At 71.1% G+C, this 17290-nt stretch carries 17 protein-coding genes; 12 read left to right on the plus strand and 5 right to left on the minus strand.

Features of this window, described 5'->3' with window-relative positions:
* Positions 1–7: 7 nt before the first annotated feature.
* Positions 8–1720: a hypothetical protein gene (locus PP359_RS08070; RefSeq protein ID WP_499250300.1), complete on the minus strand. Its 1713-nt coding sequence runs from the start codon at positions 1718–1720 to the stop codon at positions 8–10.
* Between the two features lie 287 nt (positions 1721–2007).
* On the opposite strand from PP359_RS08070, the gene PP359_RS08075 reads away from it, so the two are divergent.
* The 7 genes from PP359_RS08075 to PP359_RS08105 all read left to right on the plus strand — a co-directional run bounded on the left by PP359_RS08075 (position 2008) and on the right by PP359_RS08105 (position 10075).
* Positions 2008–2154 carry a hypothetical protein gene (locus PP359_RS08075; protein ID WP_167487182.1) on the plus strand — a complete coding sequence of 49 codons (147 nt, stop codon included), beginning with the start codon at positions 2008–2010 and terminating at the stop codon, positions 2152–2154.
* Complete coding sequence (kdpF, locus tag PP359_RS08080; RefSeq protein WP_060959093.1) at positions 2154–2243, plus strand: K(+)-transporting ATPase subunit F; 90 nt, start codon at positions 2154–2156, stop codon at positions 2241–2243. The genes PP359_RS08075 and kdpF overlap by 1 nt, the downstream gene beginning before the upstream one ends.
* Positions 2243–3931 carry a potassium-transporting ATPase subunit KdpA gene (gene kdpA, locus PP359_RS08085; protein WP_499250301.1) on the plus strand — a complete coding sequence of 563 codons (1689 nt, stop codon included), beginning with the start codon at positions 2243–2245 and terminating at the stop codon, positions 3929–3931. Before kdpF ends, kdpA begins: the two co-directional genes overlap by 1 nt.
* A gap of 1 nt (position 3932) precedes the next feature.
* Positions 3933–6098, plus strand: a complete 2166-nt coding sequence (kdpB, locus tag PP359_RS08090; protein ID WP_499250302.1) for a potassium-transporting ATPase subunit KdpB — start codon at positions 3933–3935, stop codon at positions 6096–6098.
* A gap of 24 nt (positions 6099–6122) precedes the next feature.
* Positions 6123–6731, plus strand: coding sequence for a potassium-transporting ATPase subunit KdpC (gene kdpC, locus PP359_RS08095; RefSeq protein WP_499250303.1), 609 nt, complete (start codon positions 6123–6125; stop codon positions 6729–6731).
* Between the two features lie 97 nt (positions 6732–6828).
* Positions 6829–9381 (plus strand): DUF4118 domain-containing protein, encoded by a 2553-nt coding sequence (locus PP359_RS08100; RefSeq protein ID WP_499250304.1) that lies wholly within the window; start codon positions 6829–6831, stop codon positions 9379–9381.
* Between the two features lie 4 nt (positions 9382–9385).
* On the plus strand, positions 9386–10075 hold the full coding sequence (locus tag PP359_RS08105) for a response regulator (protein ID WP_295777385.1): 690 nt from the start codon (positions 9386–9388) through the stop codon (positions 10073–10075).
* A gap of 17 nt (positions 10076–10092) precedes the next feature.
* Here PP359_RS08105 and PP359_RS08110 read toward each other — a convergent pair whose 3' ends face one another.
* The 4 genes from PP359_RS08110 to PP359_RS08125 form a co-directional block, all read right to left on the minus strand.
* The gene (locus PP359_RS08110) at positions 10093–11055 is read right to left on the minus strand and encodes an SRPBCC family protein (RefSeq protein ID WP_036319298.1); all 963 of its coding nucleotides are present in this window, start codon (positions 11053–11055) and stop codon (positions 10093–10095) included.
* Position 11056: 1 nt separating this feature from the next.
* The gene (locus PP359_RS08115) at positions 11057–11401 is read right to left on the minus strand and encodes an ArsR/SmtB family transcription factor (protein ID WP_499250305.1); all 345 of its coding nucleotides are present in this window, start codon (positions 11399–11401) and stop codon (positions 11057–11059) included.
* Between the two features lie 290 nt (positions 11402–11691).
* Entirely contained in the window at positions 11692–12027 is a 336-nt protein-coding gene (locus PP359_RS08120; protein WP_499250306.1) for a TraR/DksA family transcriptional regulator, read from the minus strand.
* Positions 12024–12419, minus strand: coding sequence for a VOC family protein (locus PP359_RS08125; RefSeq protein WP_295817857.1), 396 nt, complete (start codon positions 12417–12419; stop codon positions 12024–12026). The genes PP359_RS08120 and PP359_RS08125 overlap by 4 nt, the downstream gene beginning before the upstream one ends.
* Before the next feature lie 108 nt (positions 12420–12527).
* Here PP359_RS08125 and PP359_RS08130 point away from each other — a divergent pair, with 108 nt between their 5' ends.
* The 5 genes from PP359_RS08130 to PP359_RS08150 all read left to right on the plus strand — a co-directional run bounded on the left by PP359_RS08130 (position 12528) and on the right by PP359_RS08150 (position 17287).
* Entirely contained in the window at positions 12528–12797 is a 270-nt protein-coding gene (locus PP359_RS08130) for a hypothetical protein (protein WP_061681242.1), read from the plus strand.
* A gap of 120 nt (positions 12798–12917) precedes the next feature.
* Complete coding sequence (gene purL, locus PP359_RS08135) at positions 12918–15254, plus strand: phosphoribosylformylglycinamidine synthase subunit PurL (RefSeq protein WP_295817860.1); 2337 nt, start codon at positions 12918–12920, stop codon at positions 15252–15254.
* A 5-nt stretch (positions 15255–15259) separates the two neighbouring features.
* A complete protein-coding gene (locus tag PP359_RS08140) occupies positions 15260–15394 on the plus strand; it encodes a hypothetical protein (RefSeq protein WP_259457186.1) in 135 nt (44 codons plus the stop codon).
* Between the two features lie 162 nt (positions 15395–15556).
* The gene (locus PP359_RS08145) at positions 15557–16516 is read left to right on the plus strand and encodes a hypothetical protein (protein ID WP_499250307.1); all 960 of its coding nucleotides are present in this window, start codon (positions 15557–15559) and stop codon (positions 16514–16516) included.
* 9 nt (positions 16517–16525) lie between these two features.
* Positions 16526–17287, plus strand: coding sequence for a hypothetical protein (locus PP359_RS08150; protein ID WP_499250308.1), 762 nt, complete (start codon positions 16526–16528; stop codon positions 17285–17287).
* Positions 17288–17290: the final 3 nt, after the last annotated feature.

Here is a 17290-nt window from a genome sequence, read left to right on the forward strand (position 1 = left end):
CCTGGGTTCAACGAGCGGGCGAGGTGGGAACGGGAAGCGCCGAGGGTGCGATGTCGCCCTCGAGCGGATCGACATCTGGCGACGGCGACGGGCTCGGCGCGGGTGGAGCGGGTCGGTCGACGCGCGGCATCGTCGTGGACGGCGTGATGGCAGCCAGCGGCGAGCTCGGAGCGGGAGCCACAGCACTGCTGGAGGCGCCGGAGCGCGGAGCGCTGTCCGCACTGGGCGCGGCGGAGCTTTCTGCGGTGACCATCAGCGGCAGCTGGATGCTGTACCCGAACGGCGCGCTGCCGGCGGTGATCCACACGGTGTAGGAGCCCGCGGCGATCGGGTCGAGGGTGACCAGCGGCATCCGGATGGTGCCGTCCTCCCCGGCATCGACGTAGGCATCGGCGCCGGCGGTCAGCGGCATCCGCTTCCATTGCGCGTCCCGGAGAGACACCCGCAGCGATGTTCCCGACGGGATTCCCGCGCCGGTCACGACGATCCCTCCGGCAGGATCGCTGAGCACGCTGGCCGCGACCGTCGACGGCGTCAACGCGAACGAGGACGTGGGACCGTCGGGATTTCCGGTGACGGTGAACGTCCCGATGGCGTAGTCACCGGTGATCGTGGAGCGCGCCTCCAGAGTGTAGACGCCCTCGGGCACACCGTCGGGCGCCTTGACGCTGTTGTGGTGACGTCCCTCGCCATTCGTCCGCGAGATGCCCAGCGGGATTCGAATGCCGCGTGAGGTCACCAGGGTGAGCTCGTACGTATCGAAGGGGATGAAGCCGGTCACGTCGAAGGCCATGCCGGGCGCGGTCGCGAACGCGGCGGCCGAGATCTGTGGTGTGGACGGTGTGAGCGTCTTGTTCTGCGTGCGCGGTGCCCCCGGGGTGACCAAGAACGTGCCGGAGCCCTGCTGGGTGCCGTCCGCGGACTGCAGGCTGATGAGCCATTCGCCGACGAGCGCGTTGACGGAGATCATCTGCATCTCGTAAGAGAAATCGCCGTTCTCATCCGAGTGCAGCCCCTCGTTCTCGCCGATCGCCACCATCGTGGTGTCGGGCATGCCGAGGTTGAAGAAGACGTGGGTCATCGGGGCGAAGCCGCTCGCGTGAACGACGACGGTTTTGTCCAGGAACTCGTCCTGGGTGATCGATGCGGGGTCGCTCCACACCTTCAGGCGCTCGCCGGCGGGGACGGTGATGTCCAGGAGAGCGGACCCTGCTTCTCCCGTGGAGGTTTCGACGGTGATGCGGGCGACGCCGGGCTCCGGCTGGGTGTTCTCGGGGTCGACGTCGAGGGTTCGCACCCGGGTCACGATCGAGCCGTCGGCATCCGCGGTGACCGGTGCCCAGTGCTTCTGCAGGCCCGAGGCGAACGTGATGGAGATCGTCGCCGTCGCACCCGGGGTCATGCCGTGAGCGGTCACCTCGACACCCGACGCCCACATCCAGTACTGCTCGATGGAGGTCTGGTCGAGCGAGACCTGGATCGGCGCGACGTCGTGTGGCGCGGCGGCCACGACACGACCGCCCTGCGGCACCGCGCTCCCCTCGCTGGAGGCGACAGTCCAGCCGTCGGCCTCGGCGGCAGCGGCGTCGGCCGTCGCGACGGCGACGGCGGTGGTGGCAGTCGGCGCCGATGCGCTGGGCGCCTGCGCGGCGGCGGAGACGCCGCCGATGACGACGAGAGCGACCACAGCGGCGCCGACGATCGCAAGATTTCGCTTCATGGTGTCCTCACGAGACGGTGCGGAAGGTGACGTCGCCCAGTGAACCACGTTATGAAGTTTTTTTTCAGATATTCGGCGAAGCTTTACACGACCGTCACATTCGACCGCACCACAGCGGGGAAGCTCCCGGTCGTTGAGCGAGCGCAGTCCCCGGTCGTCGAGCGAGCGCAGCGAGTCGAAACGCCCCACCCCCGCCGGCGACGTGAGCGTGCCGTGAGGACCGCCCGCCGAGCCGTAGGGAAACCGTAAGGACGCCGGGAGCGGCCGCCGCGCAGGAGTTGGATCGGATGCCGTGCCCACCGTGGGCGCCCGCGCCGACGTCGGAGCGTGGTCAGTGTCCGGGAGTTGCTGTGCTCGATGTGATCTACGTCGTCGTGACGGTCGCGGTGTTCGCGATCGTCGCCCTCGTCGCGAAGGGGGCGGAGCGACTCTGATGGACGTCTTCTCGATCATCGGCGCCGTGTTGGGCGTCGCCAGCGTCGTCTACCTCGTCGTCGCCCTCGTGAAACCGGAACGCTTCTGATGGGCGTCGATTCCGCCGACATCTGGTTCGGTGTGCTCCAGATCGCCACCCTCGTCCTGCTGCTCGCACTGCTGTACCGCCCGGGCGGCGACCTCATGTTCCGCATCTTCACGGGCGAGAAGGATGCCGCCGCAGAGCGGTTCGTCTACCGCCTCATCGGGGTCGATCCGCGCAGCGAACAGACCTGGCAGGCCTATACCCGGGGCGTCCTCGCCTTCTCACTCATGGGTGTGCTCTTCGTCTACGCGCTCCAGCGCCTGCAGGCGTTCCTGCCGGCCTCGCTCGGGCTGCCGGCCGTGCCCGAGGGCCTGGCGTTCAACACCGCGGCATCCTTCGTCACCAACACGAACTGGCAGTCGTACTCCCCCGAGGCGACGATGGGCTACCTCGTGCAGCTCGCCGGCCTCACGGTGCAGAACTTCGTGTCGGCCGCCGTCGGCATCGCCGTCGCCGTCGCGCTCGTGCGCGGGTTCGCGCGGCGCGGGCAGAGCACGATCGGCAACTTCTGGGTCGATCTCACGCGTGGCCTCGGCCGACTGCTGCTGCCGATCGCGCTCGTCGCTGCGGTCGTGCTGCTGGCGGGCGGCGTCATCCAGAACCTCAACGGCTTCGTCGATGCGCACACCCTCGCGGGCGCCACCCAGTCGATCCCGGGCGGACCGGTCGCCTCGCAGGAGGCGATCAAGATGCTCGGCACCAACGGCGGTGGGTTCTTCAACGCGAACTCCGCGCACCCCTTCGAGAACCCGACGCCGTGGACGAACCTGTTCCAGCTGCTGCTGATCCTCGTCATCCCGATCTCGCTGCCGCGCACGTTCGGTCGCATGGTCGGCGACAACCGCCAGGGCTACGCGATCCTCGCGGTCATGTCGACCCTCGCGATCGCGTCGATCGCCGCGGTGAGCGCGCTCGAGGTCGCCGGACACGGCACCGCCCCGCAGCTGGCCGGCGGCGCGATGGAGGGCAAGGAGCAGCGGTTCGGCATCGTCGGCTCGGCGCTGTACGCGGCCGTCACGACGCTCACCTCGACCGGCGCCGTGAACTCGATGCACGACTCGTACACCGCGACGGGCGGCATGATTCCGCTGCTGAACATGATGCTCGGCGAAGTCGCCCCCGGCGGAGTGGGCTCGGGCCTGTACGGCATGCTCGTTCTCGCGATCATCGCCGTGTTCGTCGGAGGTCTGCTCGTCGGTCGCACCCCCGAATACCTCGGCAAGAAGATCGGCCCGACCCAGATCAAGCTCGCGAGCCTGTACATCCTGGTGACTCCGACCCTGGTGCTGGCGGGAACGGCGTTGAGCTTCGGCATCCCCGCCGTGCGCGCCGACGTCGAGGCGACCTCGATCCTCAATCCCGGCATCCACGGGATGACGGAGGTGCTGTACGCGTTCACGTCGGCCGCGAACAACAATGGCTCGGCGTTCGCCGGACTCACCGCGAACACGCCCTGGTTCAACACGGCGCTGGGTGTGGTGATGCTGCTCGGACGGTTCGTCCCGATCGTGCTCGTGCTCGCCCTGGCCGGCTCGCTCGCCGCGCAGGAGCGCGTGCCCGCCACCGCCGGCACGCTGCCGACGCACCGCCCGCAGTTCGTCGGGCTCCTCGCGGTCGTGACCGTGGTCATCACCGCACTGACGTATTTCCCCGTTCTCGCGCTGGGTCCCCTGGCAGAAGGTCTTTCCTGAAATGAACACGTCCGCTCCGGTCCTCGACCGTCCGCAACCCACCGGTGACGACCGTGCGTCCTCGCCCGCTCCGACCCGCCGCGCCTTCGGCTGGAGCCAGCTGATCGAGGCGCTTCCGGGGGCGCTGCGCAAGCTCAACCCCGCGGAGCTCTGGCGCAGCCCCGTCATGTTCCTCGTGTGGGTGGGCGCGGCCCTCACCACCGCGATCGCGATCGCCGAGCCCTTCCTCGGCGGTCCGCAGAGCTCGGGCGGCACCCCGGTGCCGGGCGGCTTCACGTGGGGAATCGCCGTGTGGCTCTGGCTGACGGTGCTGTTCGCGAACCTCGCCGAGTCGGTCGCCGAAGGCCGCGGCAAGGCGCAGGCGCAGGCCCTGCGCACGACCCGCACGGCCACGGTCGCGCACCGAGTGCGCGGCTACGACGCCGCCGCGGATGCCGCGGCCACCACCGCCGCGACCGAAGACGTGGCTTCGTCGGAGCTGACCCTGGACGACGTCGTGGTCGTGTCGGCCGGCGAGCTCATCCCCGGCGACGGCGACGTCATCTGGGGCATCGCGACGGTCGACGAATCGGCCATCACCGGCGAATCGGCCCCCGTCGTGCGCGAATCCGGCGGCGACCGCAGCGCCGTCACCGGCGGCACGCGGGTGCTCAGCGACCGCGTGGTCGTCCGCATCACGTCCACGCCCGGTCAGACCTTCGTCGACCGCATGATCGCTCTCGTCGAGGGCGCGAACCGTCAGCGCACCCCCAACGAGATCGCCCTCGGCATCCTGCTGGCAAGCCTGTCGATCGTGTTCGTCGTCGTCGTGCTGACCCTCAACCCGATCGCCTCGTACGCGGCGAGCCCGGTCAGCATCCCCGTGCTCGTGGCGCTGCTCGTCTGCCTCATCCCCACGACGATCGGTGCGCTGCTGTCGGCGATCGGCATCGCCGGCATGGACCGTCTCGTGCAGCACAACGTGCTGGCCATGTCGGGCCGCGCGGTCGAAGCCGCCGGCGACGTCACGACGCTGCTGCTCGACAAGACCGGCACGATCACCTACGGCAACCGTCGCGCGAGCGCCTTCCTGCCGCTGACCGGGGTGGAGGAGACCGAACTCGCCCGCACCGCCGCCTTGTCGTCGCTGGCCGACCCCACCCCCGAAGGGGTGTCGATCGTCGAGCTCGCCAGCGCGCGCGGCGTCGAGGTCTCCGCCCCGGCGGATGCCGTCGCCGTCCCGTTCACCGCCCAGACCCGCATGAGCGGTCTGGATCTCGCCGACGGCACCGTCATCCGCAAGGGCGCCGGCAGCGCCGTGCTCGCCTGGATGGAGCAGACCGGTCCGGTGTCGGCCTCCGTGCGCACGCAGCTGACCTCGGACATCGAGTCCGTGTCGCAGTCGGGCGGCACGCCGCTGGTGGTGGCCGTTCAGGATGCCGTAGGGGCGCGCGTGCTCGGCGTTGTGCACCTGAAGGACGTCGTCAAGGAGGGCCTCGCCGAGCGGTTCACGCAGCTGCGGGCGATGGGCATCCGCACCGTGATGATCACGGGCGACAACCCCCTGACGGCGCGGGCGATCGCCGCCGAGGCGGGCGTCGACGACTTCCTCGCCGAGGCCACCCCGGAGGACAAGCTGGCGCTCATCCAGCGCGAACAGGCCGGTGGTGCCCTCGTTGCGATGACCGGCGACGGCACCAACGACGCCCCCGCGCTCGCGCAGGCCGACGTCGGCGTCGCAATGAACACGGGCACGTCGGCCGCGAAAGAGGCCGGCAACATGGTCGACCTCGACAGCGACCCGACCAAGCTCATCGACATCGTCCGCATCGGCAAGCAGCTGCTCATCACCCGAGGAGCACTGACGACGTTCTCCCTCGCCAACGACATCGCGAAGTACTTCGCGATCATCCCGGCGATGTTCATGGGCGTCTTCCCGGGACTCGCCGCGCTGAACCTCATGCAGCTGCACTCGCCCGCGTCGGCGGTCACGAGCGCCATCATCTTCAACGCGATCATCATCGTGGTGCTGATCCCGCTGGCGCTGAAGGGCGTCGCCTACCGGCCGGCGAGCGCCTCGCAGATCCTCGGGCGCAACCTCCTCGTCTACGGACTGGGCGGAGTCATCGCCCCCTTCGTCGGCATCAAGCTCATCGACCTCGTCGTGAGCCTTCTCCCGGGCTTCTGACCGGTCTCTTCGAAAGGCATCGTCATGTCCACCCGCACTTCCCTCCGCCATCTCGGCGTCGCCGCCCGCGCGATGCTCCTCGCCACGGTCGTCCTCGGCATCGCCTACACCGCCGTCATCACGGGCATCGGCCAGGTGGTCCTGCCCGCGCAGGCCAACGGTTCCCTCGTGCGCGACGCCGGCGGTCAGGTCGTCGGCAGCGCGCTGATCGGCCAGTCCTTCACGGATGCCGACGGCGCCGCCCTCCCCCAGTACTTCCAGTCGCGCCCGTCCGCCGCCGGCACCGGCTACGACGGCACCGCCTCGAGCGGGTCGAACCTCGGACCCGAGAACAGCGACCTCGTGGCCGCGATCGGCGAGCGCCAGGCCGCGATCGCCGCGGCGGACGGCGTGGCGGTGGGCGACATCCCGGCCGACGCCGTCACGGCATCCGGGTCGGGACTCGACCCGCATATCTCGCCGGCGTACGCCGAACTGCAGGTGGCCCGGGTCGCCGCGGCGCGCGGCCTCGACCCGGCGGTGGTCTCGGCGCTCGTCGATCAGCACACGAGCTCGCGCGACCTCGGCTTCCTGGGCGAGCCCCGCGTCGACGTGCTCGAGCTGAACCTCGCCCTCGACGCCGCCACGCGATGACGATGGCTGCGGTGACGTGCGACGCGGCGCGTCCGCCGACATCGCTTGCACGTCGGTCGGGGCGGCTGCGCGGCGGCGGGAGAACTAGGGTGAACGCATGAAGCGGGGCAGACTGCGCGTGCTGCTCGGAGCGGCGCCGGGCGTCGGCAAGACCTACGAGATGCTGTCCGAGGGACACCGTCTGCTCGCCGACGGGCGCGACGTGGTCGTCGGCATCGTCGAGACCCACGGCCGCGCGGCCACCTCGGCCCGGGCGGAGGGCCTGCCCACGCTCGCACGCCGGCGTCTGCGCCATCGCGAGGTCGACCTCGACGAACTCGACCTCGACGGCCTGCTGGATCGGCATCCCGAGATCGCGCTCGTCGACGAGCTCGCCCACACCAACGCACCGGGCTCCCGCAACGAGAAGCGCTGGCAGGACGTCGAGGAGCTGCTGGCCGCCGGCATCGACGTGATCACGACCGTCAACGTCCAGCACATCGCCTCGCTGGGCGGCGTGGTCGCGCAGATCACCGGGGTCACTCAGCGCGAGACGGTGCCGGATGCCGTGGTGCGCGCCGCCGACCAGATCGAGGTCGTCGACCTCGCGCCGCAGTCGCTGCGCGACCGGCTCGCCGCCGGCGCCGTCTATCCCGCCGAGCGCATCGACGCGGCCCTGTCGAACTACTTCCGCCTCGGAAACCTCACGGCCCTGCGCGAACTCGCCCTCCTCTGGCTCGCCGACGAGGTCGACAGCGCGCTGCAGAGCTACCGCGAGGAGCACGGCATCCGCGGGGCGTGGCAGGCGCGCGAGCGGGTCGTCGTCGCCCTCACCGGCGGCCCGGAGGGCGACACGCTCCTGCAGCGCGGAGCGCGCATCGCCGCGCGTGCCGCCGGGGGCGAGCTGCTCGCGGTGCACGTGACGACGCAGGAGGGGCTGCGTGCGGCCGCCCCCGGTGCCCTCGCGGCCCAGCGCGCACTCGTCGAGTCGCTCGGCGGCAGCTACCACCAGGTGATCGGCGAGGACGTGCCGCGGACGCTGGTCGAGTTCGCCCGGTCGGTCAACGCGACCCAGCTCGTGCTGGGCGCCAGTCGTCGCAGCCGGCTCGGCGCGGCCTTCACCGGTCCGGGCATCGGGGCCACGGTCATCCGCGAGTCGGGCGACATCGACGTGCACATCGTGACCCACGCCGCCGCAGGCGGAAACCTGCACCTGCCGCGGCTGACCGGAGGGGCGCTGGGCTGGCGGCGGCGCATCCTGGGGCTGGTGGTCGCTCTCACCGGCGGGCCGCTGCTGTCGTGGCTGCTGTTCGCGACCGCGAACGAAGAGACGATCACCTCCGACGTGCTCTCCTACCAACTGCTCGTGGTCGTCGTCGCGTTGATCGGCGGGATCTGGCCGGCGCTGTTCGCGGCGGTGCTGTCGGGGTTGACGCTGGACTTCCTCTTCATCCATCCGCGTTTCACGGTCACGATCGACAACCCGCTGCACGCGCTGGCGCTCGTGCTGTACGTCGTGATCGCGATCCTGGTGAGCTGGATCGTCGACCAGGCCGCGCGGCGTACCCGCCGGGCACGGCGCGCCGCTGCGGAGTCGGAGTTGCTGGCGACGGTGTCGGGCAGCGTGCTGCGGGGCGAGAGCGCCGTTCCGGCCTTGGTCAGTCGCACGCGGGAAGCGTTCGGCGTGAGCGGGGCGCGCCTGCTGGCCGGAGACGGATCGACGCAGCAGGTGCTGGCGACCGACGGCGAGCCGGTGCGCGACGGCCGGGCGGTCGTGGTGCCCGTCGGCACGGATGCCGCGGGCGGCCCTCGGGCCACGCTGGAGCTGCACGGCGGCGATGTCGGCGGCCCCGAACGACGCCTCCTCGACGTCATCACCGCGCAACTCGCTGCGGCCCTGGAGCACAGCGAGCTCACGCAGACGGCCCGCACCGCCGACGCCCTGGCCGCGACCGACCAGGTGCGCACGGCGTTGCTGTCGGCGGTCAGCCACGATCTGCGCCGGCCGCTCGCGGCCGCCATCGCCGCCGTCGGCGGCCTGCGTGCCGCGGGGCCCTCGCTCACCGCAGCCGACCGCGACGAACTCGTCGAAACCGCGGACGAGTCGCTCGCCGCGCTCGCGGCGCTGGTCACCGACCTCCTCGATGTGAGCCGCGTGCAAGCGGGGGTGCTCGCCGTCTCGCTCTCCCCCGTCGATCTCGCGGGGGCAGTTCTCGAAGCCCTCGACGAGCTGGGCATCGGACCCGACGTCGTCGAACTCGCGCTCGATCCGACCGTTCCTGCGGTGCGCGCCGACCCCGTGCTGCTGCAGCGGGTCATCGTCAACGTCCTCGCCAATGCGCGCCGCTACGCGCCGCCCGGCACGCGCGTACGCATCGCATCCAGCCGGCTCGGCTCGACCGTCGAGCTGCGGATCGTCGACCACGGCCCGGGCGTCAGCGCCGACCGCCAGGACGACATCTTCGCTCCCTTCCAGCGGCTCGGCGACACCGACAACACCACGGGGCTGGGGCTCGGGCTCGCCCTGTCGAAGGGCTTCACCGAGGGCATGGGCGGCACGCTGACGCCCGAGACCACGCCCGGCGGGGGGCTGACGATGGTGGTCTCGCTGCCGGTGGATGCCGCGGCATCCACTCTCGCCGCGCCCTCGGTCGCCGAAGCGGGAGGATGAGGTCGTGAAGATCCTGGTCGCCGACGACGATCCGCAGCTCGTGCGGGCGCTGCGGATCACCCTCGCCGCGCACGGCTACGACGTCATCGCCGCGCCCGACGGCGCCGCCGCGATCGCCACGGCGGCGCAGGCGCGCCCCGATGTCGTCATGCTCGATCTCGGCATGCCGCGCCTGGACGGCATCGAGGTGATCCACGCGCTGCGCGGGTGGACCGACGTGCCGATCCTCGTCGTGTCCGGACGGACGGGCTCGGCCGACAAGGTCGAAGCTCTGGATGCCGGCGCCGACGACTACGTCACGAAGCCGTTCCAGATCGACGAGCTGCTCGCACGCCTGCGCGCCCTCGTACGTCGGCGGGGCGTGGCAGCGGCGGCATCCGTGGACACGCCTGTCGTGCGCTTCGGCGATGTGGAGGTCGACCTCGCCGCAACCCGGGTAGTCCGCGGCGGCGAGGTCGTGCACCTGACGCCCACGGAATGGCGGATGCTCGAGTTCCTCGCCCGCAACCCCGGCACGCTCGTGACCCGGCAGAACCTGCTGAGAGACATCTGGGGAACCGATCAGGTGGCCGACTCGGGGTATCTGCGCCTCTACATGTCGCAGCTGCGCAAGAAGCTCGAGCGCGATCCGGCGCATCCCCAGCATCTGCTCACCGAGCAGGGCATGGGCTACCGACTCGTGCTCGGCGACTGACCCGCGCCGCAGACGGGTCAGCCCGCGACGACCGCCTCGAGGCGCGCGTACGACGCCTCCATGCCGTCGGTCATCCCCGTCGCGAGGATCATGTCGCGGGTCTCCTTGTCGGGGTACTCGATCAGCAGCGTGAGCAGGGTCGCGCCGTCCTCCTCGTAGAACTGCAGGTCGTTGACCGTCGACGGCCCCGGGGTGCCGATCATGCGCTCCGTCGACACCTCGCGCCAGATCGGCTCGCTGAGCAGCCGCTCGCTCTCGAAGCCGAAGCGGGTCGACTCGTCGTCACCCTGCTGCCACACGAAGCGGGTGGTCTCGCCGACCTCGCACTCGACCATCTGCCAGCCGTCGGGGCCGAGCAGCCACTGACGCAGCAGCTCCGGCTCGTGGTGGGCACGCCAGACGAGCTCGCGCGAACCCTCGATGAGCCGCGTGATGCGCACGTGCTGATCGGTCAGCAGCTCGGTGCGAGTGCCCTTGCCCTGCGCGTACGCCCGGAGGTCCTGCAGCACGGCGTCGAGCTGGCTCATCGCCAGACGCGAACCCTCGATCGCCCCCATCGCGACGACCTGCTCGAGCGCCTCGAGCGAGGTGAAGTAGGTGGTGTTGGTGAGTCGCGAGCCGTCGGCGGTCGCCTCGAACGAGAAGACCATGCGCATCGAGGGGAAGCCGTCGAGCTTCTCGCCGTCGTCGCCGACGAAGGAGTCGAGGACTTCGAAGCTGCGTCCGGGGTCGACGTTCAGCACCTCCCACGATCCGGCGGAGCGCTGGCCCTGCGGGCTCGTCATCCGGTAGTCGACGCGGCCGCCGGGGCGGAGGTCGAACGCCGTGAAGGTGGCGGGCCACCCGGGAGGGCCCCAGAACCGCTCCAGCTGACGCGGGTTCGTGAAGGCCTCCCAAAGGCGGGACACGGGTGCCGCGGCATCCGCGACGAGGGTCATCGTGAGGTTCTCGGGATCGGTGGTGATGTCGGTGACGGGCATGTCAGTCTCCTTGCGTGGGACGGGGATCGTGGGGTTCAGCGAGCAGGGCGTCGAGGCGGTCGATCCGCGAGCGCCAGAGTTCTTCGTAGCGGGCAAGCAGCGCTCGGGCACGCGCGATCATGCGCGGATCGGCGCGCACGAGGCGCTCGCGTCCCTCGGCGCGCTTGATGACGAGGCCGGCCGCTTCCAGCACGGCGACGTGCTTCTGCACCGCGGCGAACGACATGTCGTAGTCCGCGGCGAGTGCCGACACCGACTGCTCGTCGACGATGGTGCGGCGCAGGATGTCGCGCCGCGTCGCCGCCGCCAGGGCGTGGAACAGCCGGTCGGTCTCATCGTCGCTCAACTCAGTTTGTACAACCATTTGGTTGTAGGTTAGAACCGCGGATGCCGAGTGTCAACACCCTCGTCGTCGAGCGTCGGGAAGGCGCCGACTGTCATGCCGTCCACAACTCCGGAGATTCGCGGCCATGACGGCGAGACCTCGGCGCGTCGCGGGGTTCTCTGGCTACGGTTCCGGAGTTGTGAACGCCGTGATGGCACGTCCGGGCGATGAGACCCACACGCGGTTGCTGGACGGCCGGGAGCAGCGTCAGGCCTGACATCGCTCCGCCTCGCGGGTCCGCACGGCTCCGTTCAGGCGGCGCAAGCGATGCAGGTCGTGGCCATCGGCCGGGCCTCGAGCCGGCCCGCGGCGATGGGCCCGCCGCAGACGACGCAGATGCCGTAGGTCCCGGCATCCACGCGGGAAAGCGCGGCCGCGACCTCGGCCCGCTCGTCCTGCACCGAACGACGCAGTGCGTCGATGCGCTGCCACTCGCCGGAGAGGGTCGACCCCTCCGGATCGTGCTCGTCGTCGGCGGTCGCGTCGGCACGGTCGGAGAGCACCGACGCCTCGTCGGCGTCCAGCCGGGCCCACAACGCGTCGAGCTCCGCCGCGTGGGCGCGAAGCCGGTCGACCGGGTCGGTCATCCTTGGTAGCCGATGAGCCAGGTCACCCCGAACCGGTCGCGCACCTGACCGTCGTGGTCACCCCAGGGTCGCAAGGCGAGCGGGTCGAGCACGTCGCCCCCGTCGGCGAGCGCCGCGAACCACTCCTCCAAGACGGCCGGCTCGGCCGTCCCCAGCAGGGAGAACAGGATGCCGCTGAGCGCAAGCGTGGGCTGGCCGGCCGCGGCATCCGAGGCGAAGAGCTCGACGACCCCCTGCAGCATGCCGTGCGCGATGCGGTCGGCGGGCCCGTCGTCGCGCCCGAACTCGCCGAACGTCGCGAGGACGAGCTCGCCGCCGAACACCCCGCGGTAGAACTCGAGGGCGTCGCGTGCGGTGCCGTCGAAGGAGAGGTACGGAGTGAGTCCGGTCATGAGGGCGAGGATACGTCGCGGCGACGACATCCACGACCCCTCCTGTCAACCCCCGTGCGTCGCCGCCGACGGCAGCGAACAGTGGAGCTCATGACGAAGGAGGACGACATGACCACCCCGCAGACATCCCCCGACACGACGCCTGGCGTCGGGACCGAAGACGCCCCCGCCGCGACCGAGCCCGATACCGAGGAGCTGACCGAGCCGAGCACGGAGAAGGATCCCGGCGAAGAGCCGTTGGCGCCGCACCCGGACGAGCCGCTCGCCCCGAACCCCGACGAGCCGCTGGCCCCGAACCCGATCGAACCCACGCTGCCGCAGGCAGAAGAACCCAGCCATCACGCCGTGGGCATCGGCGTGATCGACGACGAGGCCTGACCGGGCCCGCCCCGGCCTCCTCCATCTCACCGCGGGTGGCGGAGCTCGGGGCCGCCCGGCCGACGGCGGCCCGGCTAGACTGAGGCCGTCCCCGGCACCCGAGTCTTGGAGTCCCGCCGCGTGAGCACCCCCGCATCCGACAGCAAGGTCGCAGACACTGTCGAGAACGCCGTCCAGACGCCGGAGAAGGAGCAGCCGTACGCGGCACTCGGACTCAAGAGCGACGAGTACGACCAGATCAAGCAGATCCTCGGCCGCCGTCCCACCAGCGGCGAGCTGGCGATGTACTCGGTGATGTGGAGCGAGCACTGCTCCTACAAGTCGTCGAAGATCTATCTGCGCCGCTTCGGCCAGAAGGTCTCGGAGGAGATGAAGGCCCGCCTCATGGTCGGCATGGGCCAGAATGCGGGCGTCGTGGACGTCGGCGAGGGCTGGGCCGTCACCTTCAAGGTCGAGAGCCACAACCACCCCAGCTACATCGAGCCCTTCCAGGGCGCGGCGACCGGCGTGGGCGGCATCGTCCGCGACATCATCTCGATGGGTGCGCGCCCGGTGGCCGTCATGGACCAGCTGCGCTTCGGCGCCATCGACAATCCCGACACCGCCCGCGTCGTGCACGGCGTGGTCAGCGGGATCAGCTTCTACGCGAACTGCCTGGGCCTGCCGAACATCGGCGGCGAGACGGTGTTCGACTCCGTCTACCAGGGCAACCCGCTGGTCAACGCCCTCGCGGTGGGCGTCATGCGCCACGAAGACATCAAACTCGCCAACGCCACCGGCGCCGGCAACAAGGTGGTGCTCTTCGGCGCCCGCACCGGCGGCGACGGCATCGGCGGCGCGTCGATCCTCGCCTCCGACACCTTCGCCGACGGCGGCCCCACCAAGCGTCCCGCGGTGCAGGTGGGCGACCCGTTCGCCGAGAAGGTGCTCATCGAGTGCTGCCTGGAGCTGTACCGCGACGAACTCGTCGAGGCGATCCAGGACCTCGGCGCCGCGGGCATCTCCTGCGCGACGAGCGAGCTGGCCGCCAACGGCGGCTCGGGCATGCGCGTCGACCTCGAGAACGTGCTGCTGCGCGACCCCACGCTCACGCCGGAGGAGATCCTCATGAGCGAGAGCCAGGAGCGCATGATGGCGATCGTCGCGCCCGAGAAGCTCGACGCGTTCCTCGCCGTCACGGGCAAGTGGGATGTCGAGACGAGCGTCCTCGGCGAGGTGACCGGCGACGGCCGGCTGCAGATCTTCTGGCACGGCGAGCAGATCGTCGACGTCGACCCCTCGACCGTGGCCGTCGACGGCCCCGTCTACGAGCGCCCCGTCGCCTACCCGACATGGATCGACGCCCTGCGAGACGACTCGGCATCCGCCCTGCCCCGTACCGATGACGCCGCGACGCTGAAGGCGCAGTTCCTCGACCTGCTCGGCAGCCCGAACCTCGCCGACACCAGCTGGGTGACCAACCAGTACGACTACTACGTCATGGGAAACACCGCCCTCAGCTTCCCCGACGACGCCGGCATGATCCGCGTCGACGAGGAGAGCGGCCTCGGCTTCGCCATCGCCACCGACTGCAACGGACGCTTCTGCCAGCTCGACCCCTACGCGGGCGCGCAGCTGGCCCTCGCCGAGGCATACCGCAACGTCGCCGTCACCGGTGCGGTGCCCACCGCCGTCACCGACTGCCTCAACTTCGGCAGCCCGGAGAACCCCGAGGTGATGTGGCAGTTCGGTCAGGCGGTCGACGGTCTCGCCGACGCGTGCCTCGAGCTCGGCGTGCCGGTCACCGGCGGCAACGTCAGCTTCTACAACCAGACCGGCGACACCCCGATCTTCCCGACACCCGTCGTCGGCGTTCTGGGCATCATCGACGACGTCGCCCGTCGCATTCCGAGCGGCTGGCAGGATGCCGGCGAGAACATCTACCTGCTGGGCGTCACGGCCACCGAGCTGAGCGGCTCGGCGTGGGCAGAGACCGTGCACGGCCACCTCGGCGGACGCCCGCCGGCGGTCGACCTCGCCCAGGAGAAGCGTCTCGCGGAGCTCATCCACGCGGCATCCCAGCAGGAGCTGGTCTCCAGCGCCCACGACCTCTCGTCGGGCGGGCTCGCCCAGGCCCTGGCTGAGGCGGTGACGCGCTTCGGCGTCGGCGCCCGCGTCTGGCTGCGCGAGATCATGGAGCGCGACGGTGTGGATGCCGCGACCGCCCTGTTCAGCGAGTCCACCGGCCGCGTCATCGTCTCGGTGCCGCGCGAGGAGGACGTGAAGTTCCGCGGGCTGTGCGAGGGTCGGGGCTACCCGGTGCTGCGCATCGGCGTCACCGACGCCGCGACGGACGCGGCCGAGAACGCCCTGGAGGTGCAGGACGTGTTCACCCTGACCGTCTCCGAGCTGCGCGCGCGGTCGCAGGCGACACTGCCGGCCGCGTTCGGGCCGACGGTGGTCGAGCCCGTAGGCTGAGCCGCATGAGCGAGCAGGACGAGTACGAGGGCATGAACGAGGCGCGCACGCGCCGTACCCGCATCATCGCCTGGGTCACGATCGTCGCCCTCATCCTCGTGGGCGGCGGCGCGACCGTGCTCGCGTTGCTCTTCGGCTGAGCCACGCCACCACCTCCGCAGGAACGCACGTACTCCGCGGCGCAACGCCTGCGCACGTGCGGAGTTCGTCACAATCTGCGGAGTTCGTCACGGCTCACCCGGGCGGATGCCGCGGCATCCCTCTCTGCGAGCGCTCCCAGGCGGGCTGGCTAGGCTGAGGGCGTGGATCCGCTCTGGGCGACGATCGCCGAGTTCTGGTGGATCGGACCGGCGACGATCGGTACCGGCACCCTCGGCTGGCTCGGCCTGCGCCGCGAACGGCGCGAGCGCCGCCGGCGCATCGAGCTGGACGCGGCCCGACTCGAGCTGCGCACCGCGAAGCGCGATGCGGCGACAGCCCGTGCCGCGGTGCGGGTGGCGCGCGCAGAGCTCGATCGGCTGCAGGCTGAGCGCACCACCGGTCGGGCGAGCGCGGCAGAGGTCGCCGCGGCCCGTCGGGAGCTGGATCGCGCCACCGACGAGGTCCGCGTGGCGGCCGCGACGGCCCGCTCGCGGCGTGCACACGTGTCGGCCGCTCGTGCGGCACTGCCGCCGGCGGGAGACGACGCGCACCTGCCGCTCGCGCGCGTGATGGCCGCACACGACGAGATCATCGCGCGGTGGATGACCTATGAGACCGACCCGGCGCGGCTCATCGCCTTCCCCGCGATGACCGACGCGCGCCAGCCCGCCACCGCCGCCTTCCTCGCCGCCGATCAGGTGGCGCGACAGCACCGCCCCGCCACGGCGCACGCCCGTGTCGCACCCGCTCGCTTCACCGCGTACCGCGACGCGGTGGCGGCAGCCGGGCGCGCCTTCGCCGTGGCCGAGGCCGAGGCCTGGCGGCAGGCGCGCGCGGCGGGTGACGCACCCGCACGCCCCCAAACCGGAGATCCGGATGCCGCGCGCGGCGGTGCCCCGGTGCGCGAGCAGTGGACGATCATCGCGCAGAGCCTGACGCAGACCGCGCTCGCGCGCGGCACCGAAGCGCTGGCCCGGGTGGTGGCGGCGCGCACGTCGCCGGCGACGCGCCCCACGGCATCCTCGGGCACGGCGACCGGAGCCGGCGCCGCGGGAGGTCCGGATGCCGACGGTGATGACGGGCGTCGCGTGTGGCCCGTCCCCGGGCGCCCGCGCGCGTAAGGTAAGCCCGTGGATCACTTCTGGACCTTCGCCGGCAGCTACTGGTGGCTGGTGTTCCCCCTTCTCGGCGTGGCCGGCGGCGTCGTGCGTCGCTGGGACGTGCTGGCGCAGCGCCGTCACGCGCGCCGGCTTGAGGTCATGCGGGCGAAGGCCGAACTGAAGTCCGTCACCGCGTCCACACGGGTCAGCAGCGCCGGCGAACCACAACCGATCACGAAGCCGTCACCGCTGCCCGATCAGCTCGAGAAACTGTTCGCGGTGCACGACGACGTCACCGCGCGCTGGCTGGAGTACGAGCTCGACGTCGCTCGCATGATCGCCTTTCCCACCATGAGCGACGGGCGGCAGCCCCTGACCGCCGCGTTCCTGCGCGCCAAGAAGATCGCCGACCGGCTGCGCCCGGCGTCGGCGGATGCGCGGGTCAGCGCGGAACAGGTCGCCGAGTACCGCGGCGCCGTCACCGATTACGAGGTCGCGTTCGATCTCGCAGAGCGTGACGCCCGGCGCGTGCGTGACTCCCAGTTCAGCGATGCCGAGCGCAAGCGTCTGGCCACGGCGCAACAGCTGCTGGCCGTCGCGCTCGACCAGTCCGCGACCCCGGCGGAGCGTCAGGTCGCCTATCGCCGGGTGCGGGAGGAGGTCGACGGCCTGCTGGCCCTCTCCGACGAGGCCGTCGAGCGTCTCGAGACCAAGGTCGCCCTGCAGCTCGAGCGTCCGCGCCCGACCCCCGACGACGAACGGGGCCCGGCGGACGCCGGACCCCGTTCCTGACCG

The organism is Sphingomonas sp. BLCC-B65 (assembly GCF_028550675.1).
GTDB lineage: Bacteria > Actinomycetota > Actinomycetes > Actinomycetales > Microbacteriaceae > Microbacterium.